25 protein-coding genes are annotated in these 22,245 nt (G+C 53.5%); 6 read left to right on the plus strand and 19 right to left on the minus strand.

The genetic code is table 11. The annotated features are described in order from the left end of the window. Window positions 1-204 precede the first annotated feature (204 nt). From nrdF to OGX89_RS07875, 5 genes are all read right to left on the minus strand, one after another. The gene (nrdF, locus tag OGX89_RS07855; protein ID WP_048215699.1) at window positions 205-1,164 is read right to left on the minus strand and encodes a class 1b ribonucleoside-diphosphate reductase subunit beta; all 960 of its coding nucleotides are present in this window, start codon (window positions 1,162-1,164) and stop codon (window positions 205-207) included. A 10-nt stretch (window positions 1,165-1,174) separates the two neighbouring features. After that, window positions 1,175-3,319, minus strand: a complete 2,145-nt coding sequence (nrdE, locus tag OGX89_RS07860; protein WP_193134568.1) for a class 1b ribonucleoside-diphosphate reductase subunit alpha — start codon at window positions 3,317-3,319, stop codon at window positions 1,175-1,177. Beyond that, on the minus strand, window positions 3,292-3,702 hold the full coding sequence (gene nrdI / locus OGX89_RS07865) for a class Ib ribonucleoside-diphosphate reductase assembly flavoprotein NrdI (RefSeq protein ID WP_003825987.1): 411 nt from the start codon (window positions 3,700-3,702) through the stop codon (window positions 3,292-3,294). Before nrdI ends, nrdE begins: the two co-directional genes overlap by 28 nt. After that, a complete protein-coding gene (nrdH, locus tag OGX89_RS07870) occupies window positions 3,699-3,944 on the minus strand; it encodes a glutaredoxin-like protein NrdH (RefSeq protein WP_048236625.1) in 246 nt (81 codons plus the stop codon). Before nrdH ends, nrdI begins: the two co-directional genes overlap by 4 nt. A 280-nt stretch (window positions 3,945-4,224) precedes the next feature. Beyond that, window positions 4,225-4,656 (minus strand): carboxymuconolactone decarboxylase family protein, encoded by a 432-nt coding sequence (locus tag OGX89_RS07875; RefSeq protein WP_003825991.1) that lies wholly within the window; start codon window positions 4,654-4,656, stop codon window positions 4,225-4,227. 90 nt (window positions 4,657-4,746) lie between these two features. On the opposite strand from OGX89_RS07875, the gene pdxR reads away from it, so the two are divergent. After that, window positions 4,747-6,081, plus strand: coding sequence for a MocR-like pyridoxine biosynthesis transcription factor PdxR (gene pdxR / locus OGX89_RS07880; RefSeq protein ID WP_125112812.1), 1,335 nt, complete (start codon window positions 4,747-4,749; stop codon window positions 6,079-6,081). Between the two features lie 123 nt (window positions 6,082-6,204). Continuing rightward, window positions 6,205-6,555 (plus strand): DUF2002 family protein, encoded by a 351-nt coding sequence (locus tag OGX89_RS07885; RefSeq protein ID WP_003037262.1) that lies wholly within the window; start codon window positions 6,205-6,207, stop codon window positions 6,553-6,555. A gap of 36 nt (window positions 6,556-6,591) precedes the next feature. On the opposite strand, the gene alaE is transcribed toward OGX89_RS07885, so the two are convergent. Further along, window positions 6,592-7,041 carry an L-alanine exporter AlaE gene (gene alaE / locus OGX89_RS07890; protein WP_003037259.1) on the minus strand — a complete coding sequence of 150 codons (450 nt, stop codon included), beginning with the start codon at window positions 7,039-7,041 and terminating at the stop codon, window positions 6,592-6,594. Between the two features lie 557 nt (window positions 7,042-7,598). On the opposite strand from alaE, the gene stpA reads away from it, so the two are divergent. Next, on the plus strand, window positions 7,599-8,000 hold the full coding sequence (gene stpA / locus OGX89_RS07895; protein ID WP_008785604.1) for a DNA-binding protein StpA: 402 nt from the start codon (window positions 7,599-7,601) through the stop codon (window positions 7,998-8,000). 36 nt (window positions 8,001-8,036) lie between these two features. Here stpA and OGX89_RS07900 read toward each other — a convergent pair whose 3' ends face one another. The 3 genes from OGX89_RS07900 to OGX89_RS07910 all read right to left on the minus strand — a co-directional run bounded on the left by OGX89_RS07900 (window position 8,037) and on the right by OGX89_RS07910 (window position 9,143). Beyond that, entirely contained in the window at window positions 8,037-8,216 is a 180-nt protein-coding gene (locus OGX89_RS07900) for a GDFGVC terminal motif YodC-like protein (RefSeq protein WP_003825999.1), read from the minus strand. Window positions 8,217-8,306: 90 nt separating this feature from the next. After that, on the minus strand, window positions 8,307-8,834 hold the full coding sequence (locus tag OGX89_RS07905) for a rhodanese family protein (RefSeq protein ID WP_003826001.1): 528 nt from the start codon (window positions 8,832-8,834) through the stop codon (window positions 8,307-8,309). A 9-nt stretch (window positions 8,835-8,843) separates the two neighbouring features. After that, entirely contained in the window at window positions 8,844-9,143 is a 300-nt protein-coding gene (locus OGX89_RS07910; protein WP_003037247.1) for an ArsR/SmtB family transcription factor, read from the minus strand. A 183-nt stretch (window positions 9,144-9,326) separates the two neighbouring features. Between OGX89_RS07910 and OGX89_RS07915 the strand changes: the two genes are divergently transcribed. Beyond that, entirely contained in the window at window positions 9,327-9,485 is a 159-nt protein-coding gene (locus OGX89_RS07915) for a YqaE/Pmp3 family membrane protein (protein WP_003037242.1), read from the plus strand. A gap of 95 nt (window positions 9,486-9,580) precedes the next feature. Next, window positions 9,581-10,030 (plus strand): peptidoglycan-binding protein LysM, encoded by a 450-nt coding sequence (gene lysM / locus OGX89_RS07920; protein ID WP_063940987.1) that lies wholly within the window; start codon window positions 9,581-9,583, stop codon window positions 10,028-10,030. Between the two features lie 12 nt (window positions 10,031-10,042). Here lysM and csiR read toward each other — a convergent pair whose 3' ends face one another. The 7 genes from csiR to OGX89_RS07955 form a co-directional block, all read right to left on the minus strand. Beyond that, a complete protein-coding gene (csiR, locus tag OGX89_RS07925; protein WP_020996289.1) occupies window positions 10,043-10,729 on the minus strand; it encodes a DNA-binding transcriptional regulator CsiR in 687 nt (228 codons plus the stop codon). 45 nt (window positions 10,730-10,774) lie between these two features. Next, the gene (gene gabP / locus OGX89_RS07930) at window positions 10,775-12,175 is read right to left on the minus strand and encodes a GABA permease (protein ID WP_032944690.1); all 1,401 of its coding nucleotides are present in this window, start codon (window positions 12,173-12,175) and stop codon (window positions 10,775-10,777) included. Window positions 12,176-12,322: 147 nt separating this feature from the next. Continuing rightward, complete coding sequence (gene gabT / locus OGX89_RS07935) at window positions 12,323-13,606, minus strand: 4-aminobutyrate--2-oxoglutarate transaminase (protein WP_063940988.1); 1,284 nt, start codon at window positions 13,604-13,606, stop codon at window positions 12,323-12,325. A gap of 25 nt (window positions 13,607-13,631) precedes the next feature. Then, window positions 13,632-15,080: an NADP-dependent succinate-semialdehyde dehydrogenase gene (gabD, locus tag OGX89_RS07940; protein WP_125112811.1), complete on the minus strand. Its 1,449-nt coding sequence runs from the start codon at window positions 15,078-15,080 to the stop codon at window positions 13,632-13,634. A 23-nt stretch (window positions 15,081-15,103) separates the two neighbouring features. Continuing rightward, window positions 15,104-16,372: an L-2-hydroxyglutarate dehydrogenase gene (lhgD, locus tag OGX89_RS07945; RefSeq protein ID WP_003826017.1), complete on the minus strand. Its 1,269-nt coding sequence runs from the start codon at window positions 16,370-16,372 to the stop codon at window positions 15,104-15,106. Window positions 16,373-16,389: 17 nt separating this feature from the next. Next, entirely contained in the window at window positions 16,390-17,367 is a 978-nt protein-coding gene (glaH, locus tag OGX89_RS07950; protein WP_003826020.1) for a glutarate dioxygenase GlaH, read from the minus strand. Window positions 17,368-17,615: 248 nt separating this feature from the next. Then, complete coding sequence (locus OGX89_RS07955; protein ID WP_003826021.1) at window positions 17,616-18,218, minus strand: short chain dehydrogenase; 603 nt, start codon at window positions 18,216-18,218, stop codon at window positions 17,616-17,618. Window positions 18,219-18,316: 98 nt separating this feature from the next. Here OGX89_RS07955 and OGX89_RS07960 point away from each other — a divergent pair, with 98 nt between their 5' ends. After that, on the plus strand, window positions 18,317-19,207 hold the full coding sequence (locus OGX89_RS07960) for a LysR substrate-binding domain-containing protein (protein WP_003826023.1): 891 nt from the start codon (window positions 18,317-18,319) through the stop codon (window positions 19,205-19,207). 49 nt (window positions 19,208-19,256) lie between these two features. Here the strand turns inward: OGX89_RS07960 and OGX89_RS07965 are convergent, their stop codons facing one another. From OGX89_RS07965 to OGX89_RS07975, 3 genes are read right to left on the minus strand one after another with little or no spacing between them, the layout of a single operon-like run. Next, a complete protein-coding gene (locus OGX89_RS07965; protein ID WP_003826025.1) occupies window positions 19,257-20,771 on the minus strand; it encodes a tripartite tricarboxylate transporter permease in 1,515 nt (504 codons plus the stop codon). A 10-nt stretch (window positions 20,772-20,781) separates the two neighbouring features. Next, window positions 20,782-21,216 carry a tripartite tricarboxylate transporter TctB family protein gene (locus OGX89_RS07970; protein WP_100247225.1) on the minus strand — a complete coding sequence of 145 codons (435 nt, stop codon included), beginning with the start codon at window positions 21,214-21,216 and terminating at the stop codon, window positions 20,782-20,784. A gap of 14 nt (window positions 21,217-21,230) precedes the next feature. Beyond that, window positions 21,231-22,208 (minus strand): Bug family tripartite tricarboxylate transporter substrate binding protein, encoded by a 978-nt coding sequence (locus OGX89_RS07975; RefSeq protein ID WP_125112810.1) that lies wholly within the window; start codon window positions 22,206-22,208, stop codon window positions 21,231-21,233. Window positions 22,209-22,245: the final 37 nt, after the last annotated feature.

Raw genomic sequence — 22,245 nt, forward strand, 5'->3', positions numbered from 1 at the left:
CGTGATATAAGGGCTGAGCGCGAATGCGGGCGGGTTAATATTTTTTGTAAATGCCAATGAAAAATCGCCTGAATTGCTGGAATGCAGGCGAATAATGCGGCTGATATTGAGTGTAGATCACACAATTATATTTGCACGACAAAAGTGTGATCCTGTTAAAATATTTCCGCGAAAAATGTACGGTATTTCCCGCAGAATTGATTGCTAGAAATTCCAGTCGTCGTCTTCGGTTTCGACCGCTTTTCCCATCACATAGGATGAGCCAGAACCCGAGAAGAAATCGTGGTTTTCGTCAGCGTTGGGCGACAGCGCGGCAAGGATTGCCGGGTTAACCTCCGCCATTTCAGGTGGAAATAGCGCCTCATACCCCAAATTCATCAATGCCTTATTGGCGTTGTAGCAAAGGAAGGCTTTGACGTCATCCACCCAGCCTGTTTCTGCATACAATTCTTCCGTATAGCGCGCTTCGTTATCATACAATTCCATCAGCAGATCGAAGGCAAAGTTCTTTAACTCCTCGCGTGCGGACTCGGAAATATGCTCCAGACCTTTTTGATATTTATAACCAATGTAATACCCATGAACGGCCTCATCACGAATGATCAAACGAATGAGATCGGCGGTATTGGTCAATTTGCCGCGACTGGAGAAATACATCGGTAACCAGAAGCCAGAATAGAAGAGGAAGGATTCCAGAAACACGCTGGCAATTTTCTTCTTCAACGGTTCGTCGCTGGCGTAATGTGTCAAAACGATCTGCGCCTTGCGCTGGAGTGGGGTATTTTCTTCACTCCAGGCGTAAGCTGCATCCACATCTTTGGTCTGGCAAAGGGTGGAGAAAATAGAGCTGTATGAACGGGCGTGCACCGCCTCCATAAAGCTGATATTCGACAGCACCGCCTCTTCATGCGGTGTTAACGAATCAGCCATTAACGCTGGTGCTCCGGCAACATTCTGAATGGTGTCGAGCAGCGTCAGCCCGGTAAAAACGCGGATTGTTAGCTGCTGTTCGGCGGCGTTCAACGTTTGCCAGGCCGGAATGTCATTGGAGAGCGGGACCTTTTCCGGGAGCCAGAAGTTACTGGTCAGACGGTTCCATACCTCAAGATCTTTATCATCCTCAATCTTGTTCCAGTTGATGGCGCTCACGCGGGATAATGTCATTTTCTCCTCCTTACAGCGCGCATGACACGCAGCCTTCTATTTCGGTGCCTTCCAGCGCCAACTGGCGTAGTCGGATGTAGTACAGGGATTTGATGCCCTTACGCCAGGCGTAAATCTGCGCTTTATTGATATCACGCGTGGTGGCGGTATCGGGGAAAAAGAGCGTCAGTGAAAGCCCCTGATCGACATGGCGTGTTGCTTCTGCGTAGGTGTCAATGATTTTTTGTGGACCGATCTCGTAGGCATCCTGATACAAGGCCAGATTCTCATTGGTCATAAACGGGGCAGGGTAGTAAACGCGCCCGGTTTTGCCCTCTTTGCGAATCTCCACTTTCGACACGATCGGGTGAATGCTTGACGTGGCATGATTGATGTAGGAGATAGAACCGGTGGGGGGAACCGCCTGTAAATTCTGGTTATAAATGCCGTAGCGCATCACATCTTCACGCAGCTGTGACCACATCTCGCGCGTCGGCAGCGTAATGCCGCTGGCGGCAAACAGCGTGCGAACCTTGTCGGTTTTTGGCTGCCAGTCGCCCTGCAGATACTGGTTAAAATATTCGCCGCTGGCGTAGCGCGACTGTTTGAATCCGGCAAAGGTTTGACCGCGCTCGCGGGCGATCTTCATTGACGTATTCAGCGCATGCCAGGTGATGGTGTAGAAATAGAGATTGGTGAAATCCAGCCCTTCCGGCGAACCGTAGGCGATCCCCTCCCGCGCCAGATACCCGTGCAGATTCATCTGCCCAAGACCAATTGCGTGCGACGCGCTGTTTCCGGTCTCAATCGAGGGCACGCTGCGGATATGGCTCATGTCCGAAACGGCGGTTAAGCCACGAACCGCCGTTTCCACGGTACGACCAAAGTCGGGTGAATCCATGGTATGGGCAATGTTTAACGAGCCGAGATTGCAGGAAATATCGTGCCCGGTCTGTGCGTAATTGAGATTTTCATCGTAGGTAGAGGCACTGTTAACCTGCAAAATCTCCGAGCACAGGTTGCTCATATTGATCCGACCGGCAATCGGATTGGCGCGATTCACCGTATCTTCAAACATGATGTAAGGATAGCCAGACTCAAACTGGATCTCGGCCAGCCGCTGGAAGAAATCGCGGGCGTTAATGAATTTTTTGCGCACACGTTCGTCGGCAACCAGTTCGTCATACCGCTCACTCACGGCGATATCACCGAACGGTTTGCCGTAAATCCGTTCCACGTCATACGGTGAGAACAGCGCCATTCGGGCATTTTCTTTCGCCAGTTGAAAGGTAACATCCGGGATCACCACGCCAAGCGAGAGCGTTTTGATGCGGATTTTCTCGTCGGCGTTTTCGCGCTTGGTATCGAGAAAACGTAAAATATCCGGATGGTGTGCGTGCAGATACACCGCCCCCGCACCCTGACGTGCCCCGAGTTGATTCGCATAAGAAAACGCATCTTCCAGCATTTTCATTACTGGGATCACCCCAGATGACTGGTTCTCAATGCGCTTTATGGGCGCTCCTGCCTCGCGCAGGTTGGAGAGTAAAAATGCCACGCCGCCGCCGCGTTTGGAGAGCTGAAGTGCGGAGTTGACCGCCCGACCAATAGACTCCATGTTGTCTTCAATACGCAACAGGAAGCAGGAGACCAGCTCACCGCGTTGCTGTTTTCCGCAGTTTAAAAAGGTTGGTGTGGCGGGCTGAAAGCGCCCGGAAAGCATTTCATCGGTCAGCTGCATCGCGAGCGTTTCATCGCCCTGCGCCAGCGTGAGCGCCACCATTGTGACCCGATCCTCAAAGTCTTCGAGATAGCGCTTACCGTCGAACGTTTTCAGCGTATAGCTGGTGTAGAACTTCCATGCGCCGAGGAACGTCTGGAAACGGAATCCGCTGGCGTGGGCATGGTTGAATAGCTTCAGCACGAACGCGCGATCGTAGCGGGCTAACACGCTGGCATCGTAATAGCCTTCATCCACCAACGTTTCCAGACGCTCCTGCTGGCTGGCAAACGCCATCGAGTTTGGGCGGACGTGGGAGGCAAAGAAAGCCTCCACCGCCTGATGGTCTTTGTCGAACTGAATGCGCCCGGCTTTATCGTACAGATTCAGCATGGCGTTCAGGGCGTGATAATCCAGCGTTGGCTGCATTACACGTTCTGCGGTTGTCGTTGCCAAAATTCGCTCACTCCTTTTCGAACGTTGTCGATATCGCTTTGGGTGCCCATCAGCTCAAAGCGATAGAGCCACGGCACGCCGCATTTTTGTGAGATGACATCACCTGCGCGACCGTAGGCGTCACCGAAATTACGATTGCCGGAGGCGATCACTCCACGGATTAACGCCCGGTTGTGCGTATCGTTTAAAAAGCGGATCACCTGTCTTGGGACCGCGCCAGCAGTGCCGCCGCCACCGTAGGACGGCACGATTAATATGTAAGGTTCGTCTACCCGGATCCGCTCGCGTTCGTTAAGCGGAATGCGGATGGCTGGCAGCCCCAGACGCTGCATAAAGCGGTGCGTATTTTCGGAGCTGCTGGAGAAGTAGACGAGCTGACTCATGCGCTGGCCACACGGTGTTCCGGATGCAGACGGTTGATCATGTCCGGGCGAAACCCTGACCAACTGGTTTCACCCGCGACCACGACCGGTAGCTGGCGAAACCCTTGATCGCGCAGGCTATCAGCCAAATCGGGTTGTAAATCGACGTTTACCATCTCAAAGTCAAAACCACGGCTTTCCATTGCCCGTTTGGTGGCGTGGCACTGAACACAGTTATTGCGAGTGTAAATAATAATGCGCATGATTCGTATTTCCATTTAAAAATAAAAGATCGGCGCGATAGAGGGCGTCGGGTTGTGTGTGTCCTGATAGGAGAGATACTAGATGTAGTTTTAAAAAGATTCAACCATACAAAATATGGGAATTTTAGATTGATGATGAGCTGGGTGATGAGCGTGGCGGGGGAAGTGATATGTACCATCGCAGGTTGCCGGATGACGACGCGTCGCGTCTAATCCGGCCTACAGGAAAGTACTTCCCGGGCCGGATAAGGCATTTATGTCGCCATCCGGCAGCGCAGAATCACATGCGCATCCCCACCGCCAGACGGTTAAAGCAGTTCATCAGGCTAATGGCAAATGTCAGGTCGCTAATTTCTTTCGCGCTGAAATGGTCTAGCAGCGGCAGATAAACGTCATCTTCGGCGTGAGTAGTGGCAATCTGGGTGACCGATTCGGCCCACGCCAGCGCCGCACGTTCCTGCTCGCTGAAGTGGTGACTCACCCGCCAGCCTGCCAGTGCGTCCAGTTTGGCCTGCGCAACACCGGATTTGCGCAGTGCTTTACTGTGCATTTCCAGACAAAAGGCGCAGCCGTTGATTTGCGAGACCCGCAGGTAAATCAGTTCCGTCAACGTAGGTTCCAGCGCGCAGTTTTCCAGCGCTTGGCTTGCCTGAACCAGAGCGTTATAGATTTCAGGACTGAGTTCGTAATAGGGCTGGCGTAACATTGTCATGGTATTTCTCCTCGTTTGGATGACCCGCAATGTAGCACTATAATGGACTGCAACAGAGAGCCATATTGTTGCCAAAAAAGCAGACCATAAATGCCACGTTATCAGCAAATCGCCCGTCAGTTAAAAAACGCAATTGAGAAAGGCGAACTCAAGCCTGGCACCAGATTGCCCTCCAGCCGGACCTGGGCCCAGGAGCTGGGAGTATCACGCTCGACGGTGGAAAATGCCTATGCAGAGCTGGTGGCGCAGGGCTGGCTCGCGCGGCGTGGGCAGGCAGGAACGTTTGTCAGTGAGCAACTGCGACCAGAAAGGGCGCCTGCATCGCCTGCCATCTTCGCCGGAGAAAATCCCAGACCGCAACCTTTTCAGATGGGATTACCCGCACTCGATCTTTTTCCGCGTGAAGTCTGGGCACGGGTGATGGGACGGCGTTTACGCACCCAAACGCGTTTTGATCTGGCGGTGGGCGATGTATGTGGCGAAAGGGTGTTACGCCAGGCAATTGTTGATTACCTGCGCGTTTCACGCAGTATTGAATGCCAGCCAGAGCAGATTTTTATCACTTCAGGCTATGCGGCATCAATGACGTTAATCCTGCGCGCTCTGGCGCATCCCGGTGAGGGAATGTGGGTCGAAGATCCCGGTTTTCTGCTGATCCGGCCCGTGGTGGCTCAGGAACGCATTGAGTTGATGCCGGTAGCGGTGGATGCCGATGGTCTGGATGTCAGCGCCGGGATCCGCGACTACCCGCAGGCGCGTTTTGTACTGCTCACTCCCGCACATCAAAGCCCACTGGGGGTAGCACTGTCTTTGGACCGTCGCCACCAGTTGCTGGAGTGGGCGACTCGCGCGCAGGCGTGGGTAATCGAAGATGACTATGACAGTGAATTTCGTTACCACGGTAAGCCGTTGCCGCCGCTAAAAAGTCTGGATGCGCCTCAGCGGGTGATTTATGCCGGAACGTTCAGCAAATCGATGTTTCCGGCTTTGCGTACGGCATGGCTGGTGGTGCCCCCGACTCAGGTCGATTATTTTCGTCAGCAGGCGGCGCTAACGGCCTGTAGCGTTCCGGTTTTATGGCAGCAAACGCTGGCAGATTTTATGCAAGACGGCCACTTCTGGCGGCACTTAAAACGTATGCGCCAGCATTATGCCGAACGACGACAATGGATGGAAAACGCCCTGACTAAACAAGGGTTTAGCGTCATTCCTCAGGAAGGTGGGATTCAACTGGTGATGAGTGTAGACGGAGATGATATTGCGCTGGTGCGCAAAGCGAATCAGGCCGGGTTAGCGGTTCAGGCGCTAAGCCGCTGGCGAATAACGTCAGAAGGAAAGGGTGGAATATTGCTGTCATTTACCAATATCAGCTCGGCGGAAATGGCGCAACAGGCGGCCTACCAACTGAGGTTGGCGCTGACATAAATCTGTACGGTTCTTAAGATATTCATCTCATCGTGTTCACTCGTTTATGGACTTTTCTGAAAGCGTTGTTAATGCTGAATCAGGTAAGGTAAGCCCGCAGTAAAAGATAACGAGGAAAATAATATGTATTTACGACCTGATGAGGTGGCGCGCGTACTTGAAAAAGTGGGCTTTACCGTTGATGTAGTGACGCAGAAAACGTACGGCTATCGGCGTGGCGAAAATTATGTGTATGTTAATCGTGAAGCTCGCATGGGGCGTACCGCATTAATTATCCATCCCACGTTGAAAGAACGTAGCTCTTCGCTGGCGGAACCGGCAACGGATATTAAAACTTGCGATCATTACCAGCAATTCCCGCTGTATTTAGCCGGAGAGACTCATGAGCATTATGGTATTCCGCACGGCTTTAGCTCGCGTATTGCGCTTGAACGTTATCTGAGCGGGCTGTTTGGCGACGTTAATTCTAACTAATAACGCGACTGGCAGTGCCAGTCGCGAAAAAGCGTGTCAGGCTTTAGCCTGATGATAGCTGCTGACCTTAAACAAGCGGCGGCAATAATCAAGAAAGTAGCCATAGACAGCGCCCATCAGCATTGACACCACGATGTTCGAACTTACTGCAGCTGTAATCTGATGCCAGTCTGCGCCAACCGTCAGCAGAATAATCACATACACCGGCGACTGGAAGGTGACATAAGCCAGCACATCCGCCAGATTTTTTGCCCATCCTGCCTGCGTGGCTTTACGGGCCGCGCGCATGAACAAATCACGATACATGCCGTATGGCCACGCGATCAGTATGTTGACAGGGATAGCGACTAATCTGGAATACAGCGACTGTTCGAAGCTCATTCCAGATAGGAATATTTCGATCAACATGTTCACGACAGAACAATAAACAACCATCGCGAACGTGTCTGCTACTGCATGACGCAAGCGTGACTGCGGAGAGAACATGTTAATGCTCCTTGTAAAAAGGGGAAAAAAGGTTTTGAATACCTTAACTGCTAGTGATTTGTCTTGCTGCTTTCGCGTTTTAATAGGATATCTGCCTGGATAATAACTAGCAACTAGCTGAAAATTTTTATTTATTGTCTTTTTGTCGATAAAATGCTCTGCAATGGTTTGTTTTTTGTTCGTTTTGGTATTTTCGTTGCTGTGTTAATTAAAGTCTTTTTAGATCAAAGAGTTATTGTTGCTTGTTTTTCTGGATTTTTTGCGCTCCTTTTCTGAATGTTGACTGATGTGCAATATGTATACTCGTTGGTTCCACGAGATGCTGTGGCTTGTTTCTTAAGTGACGCGCTGAGATACCTTGCAGGTATATTCAAAGCTGCAATCAGGGTAATAGAATATATTGTCTGGGCGATAGCAGAATGGATGCTATAAATATCAGAGTTGGCTATTTGTTTAATGATAAACGAATAAATTAGACTGGAAATATAATAATCAGTTGCATACAATATTTAGCGTAATACCGTTTTTATGTTTTACGTTAAAGAGGTTTTGTTAATATGAGTTCAATGTTAAAAAACTTAAATAATATCCGCTCGCTGCGTGCAATGGCTCGTGAATTTTCCGTTGATGTACTGGAAGATATGCTTGAAAAATTCAGGGTAGTGACCAAAGAACGGCGTGATGAAGAAGAACAGCTACAGCGCCAACGTGCAGAACAGCAGGCGAAAATTAATGCCTTGCTGGCGCAGATGCAGGCAGACGGGATCAGCCCGGAGGAGCTGCTGAGCATAACACCTGCGACGGCACGTTCAGTTAAAAAACGCCAACCGCGCCCGGCGAAATATCGTTTTATCGATCTCAATGGTGAAACGAAAACATGGACCGGGCAAGGTCGCACACCGAAGCCAATTGCCCAGGCGCTGGCTGCCGGTAAATCTCTTGATGACTTTTTGATCTAATTGCGAAGGCGGTGAGGAGATCCTCACCGCTTATTTTCAGCAAACGCCGAAATCACCCTCTTCGGTATATCGCGTGACATCAGCTGCTTTCAGCGTGAATTTATCACCGCTTTCATTACTGGCTTGTACCGCCACAATTTGATCGTCATTGACTTCAACAACCTTCAGTTTTGGACCGCCCATACGCGGTTGAACCAGATCGCCAGGTTTAAACATATTGTTGCGCTCCTTTATTTATCATTTATCGCAGAACTCACCATAGATCACGTCAACCGGCGGGTACAGTGCTGTTTCAATGATTACCGCTTAATGAGTACGTCGGTTCCAGGGCATGATGTCCAGTAATCGCGCCATACCGCAAAAGCCGGTCATGCCAGCGAGAATCAGCCCGGCGCCTACAAAACCGCTCAGCAGGAAGAAGGCGCTGCTAACGCTATAGCCCAGAATAACGCCGAGTAGGGCAAGGCTGCCTGCGGCTATCTGCACCTGACGCATCAGCGGTAACGGTTGTGAACTGTCTTTCGCCACCGGCAACCCTGCGGCTTTCCAGCCGTCAATTCCACCTTCCAGCAACCAGACCTGCGCGGGTGCGGCGATGGCGCTCAGTTTTGTTGCCGCATTTTGTGTACGTTTGCCTGACTGGCAGTGAAAAATCACCTGCTCGGCGCGTAAATTCGCTGGCAGCGATCCCTGCTCAAGCGCGGGTAATGGCGCCAGATGTGCCTCAGGAATATGCTCGTGCAGATACTCGTCAGCATCGCGGATATCAATCAGTTTTGCACCCTGCGCGACCAGTGTCTGCGCCTCGCGTGGGGAAATCATCCCAATAGTCATGATGGCTCCTTATGGGCAATACAGTGTTTTTAATGTGGCGATCAACGAATTCACAGCCGCATTTTTAATGGAGTAGAGGATGCGCTGAGCATCGCGCTGGCTTTCTATCAGACCTTCTTCACGCATACGCGCCAGATGCTGGGATGTGGCGGAAGGGCTAAGGCCGGTAACACGGGCTAACTCACCCGCGCTGGTACCGGGTGAACCACAGAGCATGCACAAAATCAGCAACCGTTTCGGGTTACTCATCGCTTTTAGCAGGGCGGCAGCCTGTTCAGCGCTGGCCTGGAGTTGTTCAAGTTCAGTCATATGTATTTAAGCATGATCTAAATTAAGCGTATTCTAAAATAAGTAACCAACGTACGCCAGCGTAAAGAGCGTAAAGGAGGGTAAAACAGCCGCGGAATGCTGGCAGAGTTGGGTAGAATGGCTACTCTTAGAGATAAAATCTCTTTTTAAACAATGATTAACTTTTGCTTGTAGGGAGTGTGTATGGGTTTCTGGAGAATCGTTTTTACTATTATTCTGCCCCCGCTTGGCGTGCTGCTGGGGAAGGGATTCGGCTGGGCATTTATCCTCAATATCGTTCTGACGCTGCTGGGCTACATTCCTGGTTTGATCCATGCCTTCTGGATACAGACGCGTAACTAATTCCTTTCTACTACGGCGCTTTGGCGCCGTTTTCTTTGTGCCCCTTTCTCCTCTGCTACACTTTTGGGTGTTGATTGTTAATTACCGAGGTGGATATGGGACTCTTCAATTTTGTAAAAGATGCAGGTGAAAAACTGTGGGATGCGGTCACTGGAAACCATGACACAGCCGATCTGGCAAAAAAAGTGCAGGAACACCTGAACAAAACCGGCATCCCTGATGCGGATAAAGTGGACGTGCAAATTAACGAAGGCAAAGCCACTGTTTCTGGTGAGGGATTAAGTCAGGAAGCGAAAGAAAAAATTCTGATCGCGATTGGTAATATCTCCGGTATCGCCAGCGTAGACGATCAGGTTAAAACCTCTGCACCCGCGAGCGAAAGCCAGTTTTATACCGTGAAATCTGGGGATACCCTGAGCGCTATTGCCAAACAGGTTTACGGTAATGCCAACCTGTATAACCAGATATTTGAAGCGAATAAACCAATGCTGAAAAGCCCGGATAAAATCTATCCTGGGCAGGTTTTACGTATTCCGGAACAGTAATATTATTCAGGCTTATTGCGTCAGCAATTTACCGGACATAGCCTGTTGAATTATCGGAATCGGCGTCAGCAGGTGCTGGCGCATTAATTCGCTGGCGCGCGCGGCATCACGTGCCAGAATCGCTTCGGTCAGCGTTTTGTGCTGATCGTGTTTGTCTTCCAGCATTTCAACCGACAGCACCGTTTTACGTAGCCAGATAAACCGGTAGCGCGCCGCCAGAGAAAACAGCCGTTCACGCATTTGCAACAGATATTGTGAACCACAGCCGGCGACAATCGCCGAGTGAAACGCCTGGTGGCGCTGATCCCACTCGTCGAGCATCTGTTCGCTGGCGTCAATGGCCTCAAGCTTACTGAGCATATGTGCGCGCGCCAGAATTTCAGCTTCCCAGGCGTCGTCGCCGCGTTCAATGGCCAGCGCGACCAGCATGGCTTCCATATTGGCGCGGGCATCGAAAATATCGAGCAACTCCTGCTCTGACATCGGGGCGACACGATACCCTTTCTGATTAACCACCGTCACTAACCGCTCGGCAACTAACTGCGAAAGCGCTTCGCGCAGCGGTCCCACACCTAGCTCATAGCGTGAGGTTAGCAGGCTCATACGCAGTTTTTCATCAGGCTGATACACACCGCGGATGATGTCGTTCTTCAGCCAGCGGTATCCATCAATGGCCGTCGGTTGGGGAATGGCGGTCATGGTCATACTCCTGAAAGGATTTCCCGGCCTGAGCCGGGAACAGGTTTAATGCGTATTTTGCAATGGTGCTTTTTGCCACGATAGCAGTTTTTTCCAGCGTGACATAATGGGCACGGTGCAAATAATTCCTATGGCTAACAACCCGGTAGAGATAACTTCCAGCTGTTGTGCCGGGCGAAACAGCATGACCACCAGCACAAAGATAATAAACGCGATGACCAGCCAGGTAAGCCACGGATAGAGCCACATTTTCAGTTTAATTTCACCGCCTCGCGCCAGCAGGATTTTGCGCATCCGCAGTTGAGAAACGGCAATGACCAGATACACCAGCAGCGCGATGGCACCGGAGCTGTCGATCAGGAATTTAAATACCTTGGCCGGGGCGTAATAATTGACGATGACGGTGAGGAACGCGGCACCTGTCGACAGTAACACCGCCACATAAGGCGTTTTGCTGCGGTTCGTTTTACCCATAAAGGCGGGGGCATCGCCACGGCGGCTCAGGGAGTAGAGCATACGCGATGACGTATACAGCGCGGAGTTAAGACAGCTGGTCACCGACAGTAAAATGACGCAGTCCATGATCAATTTCGCGTGCGGGATATGCAGTAGCTCCAGCACCGAGCGGTAAGAACCGACTTCTTTCAGGCCCGGCATATTCCACGGGATCAGCGCCACCACCACAAAAATAGAGCACAGATAGAAGATAGAGATACGCCAGATAACCGAGTTGGTGGCGCGAACGATATGTTTATCCGGGGTATCGGATTCGGCGGCGGCGATGGTAACTATCTCCGCGCCCATAAAGGAGAACATGGTGATTAACATCGCGCTGATCACGGCGCCAAAACCGTTGGGCATAAAGCCGCCCTGATCCCACAGGCGTGAAACTCCGCTAACTTCGGCATAAGGGTAGAAACCGCTAATCGCCGCCGCACCGAGGGTAATAAACGCCAGAATGGCAACCACTTTGCACAGCGCCAGCCAGAACTCGAATTCACCGTAATTTTTAACGCTCAGCAAGTTACTGCCGGTTAACGCCAGCGTGATAACCAGAGAAAACAGCCAGATAGGAATGCCCGGTACCCAGGAGTGCAGAATGATGGCGGCAATATTCGCTTCCAGAGGGATAACTAACACCCAGAACCACCAGTACAACCAGCCGATGGTATAACCTGCCCACGGCCCGATGGCCTTATCGGCGTAAGTGGAAAAAGAACCGGTATCCGGGGTGGCAACGGCCATTTCGGCCAGCATGCGCATAATCATCACCACCAGCAATCCGGCGAACAGATAGGCTAATAATACTGCGGGACCGGCTTCTGCAATCGCCACACTTGAACCGACGAACAAACTTGCGCCGATTACCCCGGCAATAGACAGCATGGTGACGTGGCGTGATTTCAGCCCGCCCCCTAAATCATGTGATTGTGACACTTGCCCCATCTTTAAACCTCGTTATTGTTATTGACGTCGCTTCCTGCACCTTACCCGTAGGCCCGGTAAGCGTAGCGCCACCGGGCATCACAACATTGCCGGATGGCAGCGCTTGCGCTTTATCCGGCCTACAATTTCACGTTTTTATTCGGGGGTTTAACCCTGCTTTGCCTCGGCAAAACACTGGGCGATAATGTCCAGCCCCTGGCGGATTTGCGCATCTTCAATGGTCAGCGGGACAAGAATGCGCAGCACGTTGTAGTAAGGTCCGCAGGAGAGCAGGATCAGTCCTTTCTCGCGTGCACGCGCCACCACTTCCGCAGTCAGTTTGGCGTCTGGTTTCGTGCGATCGCCGTTTTCGAACAGTTCGATAGCAATCATCGCGCCCAGCCCGCGTACGTCGCCAATCTCGCGATGGGTTTCCGCGATAGCCAGCAGGCCTTCGCGCAGGGTTTGCCCCAGCTCGTTGGCTTTTTGCAGCAGATTTTCCTGTTCGAAAATGTTCAGTACCGCCAGCGCGGCGGCACAGGCAATTGGGTTACCGGCATAGGTGCCGCCCAGACCGCCCGGTGGGATTGCGTCCATGACTTCGGCGCGTCCGGTCACGCCCGCCAGCGGGAAGCCTCCGGCGATGGATTTGGCGAAGGTGGTGAGATCGGGTGCAACGCCCATCTGCTCCATGGCAAACAGCGTACCGGTGCGACCCGCACCGCTCTGTACTTCATCGGCAATCAGCATGATCCCGTGTTCGTCACAAATGGCGCGCAGCCGTTGCATAAAGGAAGGAGAGGCCGCGTAAAAACCGCCTTCGCCTTGAACGGGTTCAATCACGATGGCGGCGACGTCTTCTGGCGCGGCATCGTTTTTGAAAATGCGGTGAATGCTGGCGATAGCATCATCTTCACTGATGCCGTGCAGCGGGCAAGGATAAAGCGCACGATACACGTGGCCCGGCATCAGCCCCATTCCGGCGGAGTACGGATTGACTTTCCCGGTCAGTGACAGGGTGTAGTGGGTACGACCGTGGTAAGCGCCGCTAAAGGCGATAGTCCCCGTACGCTTGGTGGCGGCGCGGGCGATTTTCACCGCGTTTTCCACCGCTTCAGAGCCGGTGGTCACCAGCAGGGTTTTCTTGGCGAAATCACCCGGCACTTTCTTATTCATGATTTCACACAGCTCCAGGTACGGCTCATAGGCCAGCACCTGGAAACAGGTATGAGACAGCTTTTTCAACTGCGCTTCTACCGCTGAGACGATCTGCGGATGCAGGTGACCGGTGTTCAGCACCGCAATACCGCCAGCAAAGTCGAGGAATTCACGGCCTTCAACGTCCCAAACCCGACAGTTTTCTGCCCGCTCGGCAAAAATAGGGTGGATCTGGCCTACGCCACGGGGAACGGCGTTGCTGCGACGTTGCATAAGTTCTTTGTTGGTGCTCATCAGGTGTTCTCCAGTATTTGTTTTATTAAAGGCCGATGCACATATATTTGATTTCTAAGTAGTCTTCGATGCCGTATTTCGATCCTTCACGGCCAAGACCGGAGGCTTTTATCCCCCCAAACGGGGCGACTTCGTTGGAGATAATGCCGGTGTTAATCCCGACGATGCCGTACTCCAGCGCTTCGCCAACGCGGAAGACGCGGCTTAAATCACGGGCGTAGAAATAGGCGGCCAGACCAAACTCGGTGTCGTTGGCCTGAGCGATGACGTCAGCTTCGTCTTTAAAACGAAACAGCGGAGCCAGCGGGCCGAACGTTTCTTCTTTGGCGACCTTCGCGTTATCTGGCACATCCACCAGGATGGTGGGCTGGAAAAAGTTACCGCCCAGCGCGTGAGGCTTGCCGCCCGTGATAATGCGCGCGCCTTTATCCAGAGCGTCGGCGATGTGTTCCTGCACTTTGGCAACCGCTTTATCGTCGATCAGCGGTCCGGTGGTGACGTCAGGTTGCAGACCATCGCCGAGATGCAACTTGCTCACCGCCTGCTGGAGTTTTTCAGCAAAGCGCTCATACACGCCGTCCTGCACGTACAGGCGGTTGGCGCAGACGCAGGTTTGACCAGCGTTACGGAACTTCGATGCCAGCGCGCCCTCCACGGCTTTATCAAGATCGGCATCGTCAAAGACGATAAACGGCGCATTGCCGCCCAGCTCCAGCGATACTTTTTTGATGTCTTTGGCGCACTGCTGCATTAACTGACGGCCGATTTCGGTCGAGCCGGTAAATGACAGCTTGCGCACCAGCGGGTTGCCGGTCAGCTCGTTACCAACCTCGCTTGCAGAACCGGTCACTACGCTGAAAACGCCTGCCGGGATCCCGGCGCGATTAGCCAGTTCTGCCAGCGCCAGTGCGGAGTAAGGGGTCTGGCTGGCGGGTTTAAGCACCATCGTACAGCCAGCTGCCAGCGCCGGACCGGCTTTACGGGTGATCATCGCTGAGGGGAAGTTCCACGGCGTAATCGCGGCGGTAACGCCGATCGGCTGCTTGATGACGAGCAGACGCTTATCGGCCTGATGACCAGGGATCGTATCGCCATAGATGCGTTTGCCCTCTTCGGCAAACCACTCAATAAATGAGGCGGCATAGGTGATTTCGCCTTTGGCCTCCGCCAGCGGCTTACCCTGTTCCAGGGTCATCAGGTGGGCGAGATCGTCCTGATGCTCAATCATCAGGTTGAACCAGCGGCGCAGGATATTGGCTCGCTCTTTGGCGGTCAGCGCACGCCAGGCCGGTAAGGCGCGGTTAGCGGCGTTAATCGCTTCGCGGGTTTCATCTGCCCCCATTTTAGGTACGCTACCCAATTGCTGACCGTTGGCGGGATTGGTTACCGCGATGGTCTCGCCGCTGTTGGCGTCACGCCAGTTGCCGTCGATCAGTGCCTGCTGGCGAAATAAGGTTGGATCGTTAAGTTGCATGATTGCTTCCTGTCTTAATCGGTTTAACGGGTAAATGCGGCGTGTAATGTCTCCACGCTACGTGCCGCACGCAGCGTGCGTCCGGGATTACTCTGGTTCTCCAGCAGCGCATGAACTTTGCTGACAATATGTGCGCCGATAGGGATCGCCGACGTTGCCGCCGGAGAAGGGGCGTTACAGGTGTGAATTGAGCGTGGCGTGGTGACAAACAGAAAATCGTCGATAAGCTTGCCATCAGGTGATACCGCCTGTGCCCGTACGCCCGCAGGCCACGGTTGCAGATCCTTGAGCGTCAGGCTCGGGCAGTACTTTTGTACCAGCCGCAGATAACCGCTTTTGCACAGCGAATTCTTCATTTCACCAAGCCCTGAGCGCAGGTTGTTTTGCAGCACGCGGCGAATACCAGAAGAGCCGAGGATCTCCAGCGTATCGCTGAGCGAGAAGTCACGTTTACGGTAGCCTTCACGTTTAAATGCCAGTACCGCGTTGGGGCCGACGGTGACGCTGCCGTCAATCATCCGGGTCAGATGAACGCCGAGAAACGGCATCGCCGGGTCGGGGATGGGGTAGATCAAATGGTTAACTATCTGATTATGTTCTGGCGCCAGGCGGAAATATTCGCCCCGGAACGGACAGATGATAAAGCCAGGTTCAACGCCGAGCATTTTTACCAGTCGGTCCGCCATCAGGCCAGAACAGCTAATCAGCGTCGCGCCTTCATATTCCTGGCCCTGACGGGTACGGACAATCACGCCCGCAGCATGCTCTTTCAGCGCGCTGACCTCGGCGTTGTAAATAATCTCACCGCCTTTGGCCTGGAAAATTTTCGCCATCGCGGCGGTGACTTCGCGGTAGCTGACAATCCCGCTCGACGGGACAAAAATGCCGCCCAGTCCGGTGATATTGGGTTCACGCTCGCGAAGTTCCTGCGCATTCAGCCATTCGCGCTCCAGACCGTTAGCGGCGGTGCGATCCCAAAGCGCGCGCATGCGCTCCATTTCCAGAGCGGAGGTGGCAACCAGCATTTTTCCGCAGACGTCGTAGCGGATGCCGTTTTGGTCGCAAAAGGCTTTTGTGGCGCGATTTCCGGCCAGGCAAAACTGAGCCTTCAGGCTGCCGGGGGTGTAATAGACCCCGGCGTGAATGACGCCGCTGTTATGGCCCGTCTGGTGGCAGGCCGGGCCGGGCTCTTTTTCCAGTAGCGCGATTTTGGCGTCCGGATAGACATCAATCAATTGCATGGCGGTCGACATGCCGATAATGCCGCCGCCAATAATCACAAAATCATACATCCGCTTTTCCTTCGCGCTTACTGATGGGTCTGGTAGTGGTTTGTCGCGTACGCAAAATAACCACGCTGGCGCATCAGTTCGCGGCGCAAGTCCGGATGCGAAGTGAAACGATCGCGCCCGTGCAGCCAGAACAGGTTGTTGATCAGCAGGAATTTACCTACTGAAACCGGAACGGAAATAATGCTCTTGCTGGTTTCCAGCGCATCGGACAGGTCACTCAGCCAGACGCCTTCTTCATAGTCTTTTGGCTGGACGAACTGGTCGATGTAGCGCATTACCGGGCGGCCCTGCTGGTCAACGTCAAATACCGGATGGAACACTTCCTGACTGACGTTTTTGCTTGGCGGTGCGGCAAAGCGCATGGCGCGACGCGCCAGAGGATGGGTAAAGTACTGCTCCAGATGCTCCCAGTCGTCGAGGTGCAGTAGCAGCGAGTTACCGCCGGTCATGTTCTGCTCGTCGATCTTCATCATCAGCACGTAATCGGTGATTTCTTCGAGGTAGGTTCCGTCGTTGTGCAATTCCATCACTCGGTGAGGCTGGCGCAGATAGCTGTCTGAGTTATCGACGTTTTTCACCACAAAACGAGCGTAATATTGACCGCTCATCGCATCAAAATTAGAGCGTCCGATGAGGTGCGCTACCGCCGTTGCCAGCTTGACCATCTCTTCCGCCTGCGCCACGTCGTCTACGCCAACGGCATTGATTAGCAGTGCGCCTTCGGCACGATCGAGCAGGGTTTTCAGCAGCAGGGGCTGTAACTGATTGCCGCACAGGTCGTCGAGGATTTTGCCCACTTTGAAGCGCAAGAAGGATTTGTATTCCAGCGCCTGAACCGGCCACTGCGCGACGGCCTGCAGAAATTGCTCAGTGGTCTCAGCAGAAAAAGTCAGCTCCAGCAGGCGTGGGGATTGGGCTGACGGTTTCAGCGTGAAACCGCTGTAGTGCTGGGCTGGATCTTCAGCGTTCGGTTTTACGGCAGTCAGTGCGTTCATCAAATCGTTCCTCTCAGTAGATTGTCAGGGAGATATGGCGCAGCTCGTTTCATAGCCATAAATTAAAAATATCTACATTTTTGAAAAACGCGCACAGAATGAACTTGTTTGTTTATTATTTGTGATCAAAAGCAACAATTATTTAACATTATGAAGGGTGTGGGTTAATGCGAGGGAAAAGATAAAGTATTTTAAAACAGTGGGTTAATCACGCTGCCGTTGGTGATGAGTCAACGGCAGCGGCAAAGTCAGTAACCGACTTTATAAATACGCCCGGTTTGGATGCCTTCCACACTGCGGCGGTAGGCGTTGGCGACGGTGGTGGCGGGCACGCTTTCAAAGCCCGGGAAGAAACTGTCGTAAGCTTCGGCGGATTCACTCAGCACGGTCGGACTTATCAGGTTAATGCGTTGACCATGGCCTAGTTCACAGGCCGCGGCGCGAACAAATCCTTCCAGCCCGGCATTAATCGTTGCGGCGTTTGTCCCCTGTGCGATGGGCTCGTGGGCGATAATGCCGCTAATTAACGTTATCGATCCGCCAGCATTCAGAAAATGCTGCCCGGTTAATGCCAGGCGTATCTGGCCTAATAGCTTATCCTGAAGCCCCTGATTAAAGTCCTGGTCGGTCATTGTCGACAGCGGCCCAAAGAACAGATTACCGGTGGCGGAAACGATCGCATCTACCCGACCGACTTTTTCAAACAAGGCCTCGACACTCTCCTGCGAGGTGATATCGACCTGGTAATCCCCCTGAGTGCGACCCACGCGGACCACCTCATGTTTACGGCTCAATGCTTCTGTAACTGCGCGACCCACTGTACCACTGGCACCAATAATGACGATTTTCATAACCACCTCCGCAATAGTGTGAGCCGCTATTCTTTAATGAAAATGAAATCAGATAAACTGGCTAAAAGTTAGATGATTACTAACCAGGGGTTTGTAATATGGATAAACTGCGCGGCATGGAAACGTTTGTCGCCGTGGTGGAGAGTGGGAGCTTTACTTCTGCGGCGACGAGGCTAGAGATGTCTGCGGTGATGGTGGGAAAATATATCACCCAACTGGAAGCGCAGCTCGGCACGCGTTTGCTGGAGCGCAATACGCGCCGCCAGAGTCTGACCGATGCCGGACGCGTCTATTTTGAAGAAGCCCGTCGTGTGCTGGAGCAGGTATCGATAGCCGAACGTTCGGTAGAGCGTCTGCGGCTGGCACCTGCGGGGACGCTGCGCATTAGCGCGCCCACTTCTTTTGGCGCTTGCGTGATCTCGCCGCTGGCCGCTGCGTTTTTACAGACCTGGCCAGAGGTGCGCATTGAACTGGATCTCACCAACCGGATGGTTGATCTGGTGAATGAAGGTGTCGATCTGGCGATCCGCATTGGCGATATCCATCAGACAGACGTGGTGGCGAAATACCTGTGTCCCTACCGTATGGCAATTTGTGCTTCGCCAGATTATCTTGCCCGCCATGGCACCCCCCGGACGCCCGCGGATCTGGTGGATCATCTGTGCCTGTCCCATACCGTGTGGACGGCTCGCAACGAGTGGATACTGCCTGGCGTGACGGGGGAGGTCAGATGGAAGCGCGATGCGATCCTGCGCTGTAACGATGGTCATGGCCTGCGTATGGCGGCAGTAGCGGGGGCTGGGCTGTTATTGCAACCTGAGGTGCTGCTGGCGCAAGAACTGGCTACGGGGAAATTGATTCGGATCCTGGAAGGGTTTACGCCGCAGCCGCGGCCAATTCATTTGCTGTGGCGACAGGATTTGCGTCCGTTGCCTAAGCTGACACGGTTTGTTGAGCACCTGCTGGAAGGAACGCGAAGTTTGCGCTGAAGATGAAAATGCCGGATAGGGCGCAATAGCGCCGCCATCCGGCAATTTGTTAGCCGATATCCACCTGCGGTTTGCTGTTGCGTTTACGGATCATGCGCAGCACCGGCGGGACCACGATAACCAGTACCGCCATCACCAGCAGCACTTTCGCCACGCCGCTGGCCCACAGAATATCCATACTGCCGTTACTGATAGACAACGCCCGGCGCAGGTTCTGCTCCAGCATTTCCCCGAGAACGAAGCCCAGAATCAATGGCGACATTGGGAAGTGCATTTTACGCAGGATGTAGCCCAGCACGCCGAGGGCGACCATCAATACCAAATCGAAGGTGGTGCTGTGAACGGCGTACACGCCAACCGCGGAAACTGCCGCGATAGCCGGTACCAAAAACCACAGCGGGATGGTCAGCATGCGGGTAAACAGACCGATCAGTGGAATGTTCATCACCAGCAGCATTACGTTAGCAATCAGCAGCGCTGCAATCAGCCCCCAAACGATATCCGGCTGCTCGGTAAACATGGCTGGACCCGGGGTGATGTTGTACAGCGTTAGCGCGCCCATCATCACCGCCGTGGTACCGGAGCCCGGCACACCGAGCGTCAGCATCGGAATAAAAGAGCCGCAGGCCGAGGCGTTGTTGGCGGCTTCTGGCGCCGCAACGCCGCGAATATCCCCCTTGCCAAAGCTGTCGCTGTTGCCGCTGAGCTTTTTCTCGGTCATGTAGGTGATGGCACTGGCAATGGTGGCGCCAGCGCCAGGCAGAACGCCGACGAAAAAGCCAATCACTGATGAACGCAGGGTGGCCCCTACGCACTGTGCGCCTTCTTTGGCGTTGAACAACATGCGGCCCGTTTTACGCACCAGCGTCTGGCCACTGCTGGTATGTTCCAGCATTAACAATATTTCAGAGACAGAGAACAGCCCAATCACCACCACGATAAACTGCACACCGTCAGAGAGATGGACACTGTCAAAAGTAAAGCGATAAACCCCGGTGTTGGCGTCTACGCCGACGGTCGCAAGTCCGAGACCGATAAGCGCTGCCAGAAATGATTTCAGCGGATTTTGCGCCATCATGCTGCCGAGACAGGCAATGGCGAAAACCATTAAGGCAAAGTACTCCGCTGGACCGAAGGCCAGCGACCATTGGGCTAACGCCGGGGCAAACAGAATGATGCCGCCGATGGCGATAAGCGAACCAAAGAAAGAGCTGACCGCCGAGATAGAGAGCGCCACGCCACCGCGTCCTTGCTGCGCCATCGGGTAACCATCCAGCGCGGTCATAATCGCCGCCGCATCGCCGGGAACATTCAACAGGATGGAGGAGATGCGCCCGCCATATTCACAGCCTATGTAGACTGTAGCCAGCAGGATCAGCGCGGATTCTGCGGGCAGATGCAAAGCAAAGGCCAGCGGCAGCAGGATCGCCACGCCGTTGATCGGTCCAAGGCCGGGCAGCAAACCCACAATGGTGCCGACAAAACAGCCTATCAAGGCGATGACCAGGTTTTCCGGTGTCATTGCCACCGCGAAACCCTGAGAAAGATAAATCCAGGTATCCATCGTTTCTCCGTTAACCCAGCCAGGCGCCGAGTGGTAAGGTGACGTCAAGCAGTCGGTCAAAGGCATACCACAGCAGAATGCCGAGCACCGCGCCGGAAATACCCGCAGCCGGGATGGTTGCACCGAACAGCATGCCAATCACCACGGTGAGAATGGCGGTGGCGATGGGAAAACCGAGCCACTCAAAACCCCAGGCGTACATCAACAGAACAATGACCATCGTCAGCAGCTTTTGCAGCACGTGGCGACGGGGCCAACTGATGGTGTCCGGATGGCGCAACAGCAGCGCCACGGCACAGACCAACATCAGACCGATAATGCCAAGCGGGAAGGGACGCGGCCCTACGGGTTCATAGCTGTATTCGCTGCTGATTTGCCAGGCCACGAACAGCCCGGCTATGCAGAGCAACAGCCAGATACCTGCGAAAATACGATCGCTCATCATCTTTGCCTCTGCGTTTACTTCGCCAGACCGAAGGCTTTCGCCTGCTCACGATAATCCGTGACCTGCTTTTTCACGTAGTCGTCGAGCTGTTTGCCACTCATGTTGAATTCAAACAGGCCGCGCAGATCGCGCTGCTTTTTAAACTCATCGGTCTGCTGGAGTTTGTTAAAGGCATTAACCCACCACTGATACTCGGCGTCGCTGACTTTTGGCCCAACGTAGAAGCCACGAATGATAGGCCACACGAGGTCATAACCCTGCTCTTTGGCGGTTGGCACGTTGGCTAACTGTCCCGGCAGGCGTTCATCAGAGAACACCGCGAGCACGCGGATTTTGTCGCCGCTGAGGTAAGGCACCATCTCACTGAGATCGCCGGAAACCACCTGCACGTGATTGCCCATCAGTGCGGTAACCGGCTCGCCACCGCCTTCAAAGGCCACATAGCGCATCTTGTGTGGATCGACATTGGCTTTTTGCGCCAGCAGCGCCGACTTCATCCAGTCCTGGCTACCGATAGAGGCACCTGCACCAATGACCACGCTGTTAGGGTCTTTTTCCATTGCCGTCAGCAGATCTTTCAGCGTTTTCCACGGTGAGTCCTGGCGCACGGCAATCATGCCGTAGTCGGTACCCACACTTGCCAGCCAGCGGACATCATCCACGCCGTAGCGACCAAACTTGCCCTGTGACAGGTTCAGCAGTGAGCCGCCGGAGAAGGCCACTACGGTTCCCGCTTCAGCCGGGCGTTGAGCGACGATCGCGTTATAGGCCACGGCACCAACGCCACCGGGCATGTAGGTGACGCGCATCGGTTTTTCGATAGCGCCGGTTTCCATCATGCTCACCTGAATCAACTTACAGGTGAGATCGAAACCGCCGCCGGGTTTAGCAGGGGCGATACATTCAGTGCGCGATGGCGCTTGTTCCGCCAGTACAGAGGTACTCATCAATAAAATGCTTGCAGTAAGGGTACGAAGTAACTGTTTTTTCATTGTTTATCCTCACGCCGGAAAACCGGATTTTCGGGTA

It is taken from the genome of Citrobacter sp. Cpo103 (assembly GCF_030332605.1).
Taxonomy (GTDB): Bacteria; Pseudomonadota; Gammaproteobacteria; order Enterobacterales; family Enterobacteriaceae; genus Citrobacter; species Citrobacter portucalensis.

Coding starts and splice junctions, on each gene's coding strand:
- nrdF (WP_048215699.1), bottom strand. CDS start 1,164: ATGACATTATCCCGCGTGAGCGCCATCAACTGGAACAAGATTGAGGAT.
- nrdI (WP_003825987.1), bottom strand. CDS start 3,702: ATGAGTCAGCTCGTCTACTTCTCCAGCAGCTCCGAAAATACGCACCGC.
- nrdH (WP_048236625.1), bottom strand. CDS start 3,944: ATGCGCATTATTATTTACACTCGCAATAACTGTGTTCAGTGCCACGCC.
- OGX89_RS07875 (WP_003825991.1), bottom strand. CDS start 4,656: ATGACAATGTTACGCCAGCCCTATTACGAACTCAGTCCTGAAATCTAT.
- pdxR (WP_125112812.1), top strand. CDS start 4,747: ATGCCACGTTATCAGCAAATCGCCCGTCAGTTAAAAAACGCAATTGAG.
- OGX89_RS07885 (WP_003037262.1), top strand. CDS start 6,205: ATGTATTTACGACCTGATGAGGTGGCGCGCGTACTTGAAAAAGTGGGC.
- alaE (WP_003037259.1), bottom strand. CDS start 7,041: ATGTTCTCTCCGCAGTCACGCTTGCGTCATGCAGTAGCAGACACGTTC.
- stpA (WP_008785604.1), top strand. CDS start 7,599: ATGAGTTCAATGTTAAAAAACTTAAATAATATCCGCTCGCTGCGTGCA.
- OGX89_RS07900 (WP_003825999.1), bottom strand. CDS start 8,216: ATGTTTAAACCTGGCGATCTGGTTCAACCGCGTATGGGCGGTCCAAAA.
- OGX89_RS07905 (WP_003826001.1), bottom strand. CDS start 8,834: ATGACTATTGGGATGATTTCCCCACGCGAGGCGCAGACACTGGTCGCG.
- OGX89_RS07910 (WP_003037247.1), bottom strand. CDS start 9,143: ATGACTGAACTTGAACAACTCCAGGCCAGCGCTGAACAGGCTGCCGCC.
- OGX89_RS07915 (WP_003037242.1), top strand. CDS start 9,327: ATGGGTTTCTGGAGAATCGTTTTTACTATTATTCTGCCCCCGCTTGGC.
- lysM (WP_063940987.1), top strand. CDS start 9,581: ATGGGACTCTTCAATTTTGTAAAAGATGCAGGTGAAAAACTGTGGGAT.
- csiR (WP_020996289.1), bottom strand. CDS start 10,729: ATGACCGCCATTCCCCAACCGACGGCCATTGATGGATACCGCTGGCTG.
- gabP (WP_032944690.1), bottom strand. CDS start 12,175: ATGGGGCAAGTGTCACAATCACATGATTTAGGGGGCGGGCTGAAATCA.
- gabT (WP_063940988.1), bottom strand. CDS start 13,606: ATGAGCACCAACAAAGAACTTATGCAACGTCGCAGCAACGCCGTTCCC.
- gabD (WP_125112811.1), bottom strand. CDS start 15,080: ATGCAACTTAACGATCCAACCTTATTTCGCCAGCAGGCACTGATCGAC.
- lhgD (WP_003826017.1), bottom strand. CDS start 16,372: ATGTATGATTTTGTGATTATTGGCGGCGGCATTATCGGCATGTCGACC.
- glaH (WP_003826020.1), bottom strand. CDS start 17,367: ATGAACGCACTGACTGCCGTAAAACCGAACGCTGAAGATCCAGCCCAG.
- OGX89_RS07955 (WP_003826021.1), bottom strand. CDS start 18,218: ATGAAAATCGTCATTATTGGTGCCAGTGGTACAGTGGGTCGCGCAGTT.
- OGX89_RS07960 (WP_003826023.1), top strand. CDS start 18,317: ATGGATAAACTGCGCGGCATGGAAACGTTTGTCGCCGTGGTGGAGAGT.
- OGX89_RS07965 (WP_003826025.1), bottom strand. CDS start 20,771: ATGGATACCTGGATTTATCTTTCTCAGGGTTTCGCGGTGGCAATGACA.
- OGX89_RS07970 (WP_100247225.1), bottom strand. CDS start 21,216: ATGATGAGCGATCGTATTTTCGCAGGTATCTGGCTGTTGCTCTGCATA.
- OGX89_RS07975 (WP_125112810.1), bottom strand. CDS start 22,208: ATGAAAAAACAGTTACTTCGTACCCTTACTGCAAGCATTTTATTGATG.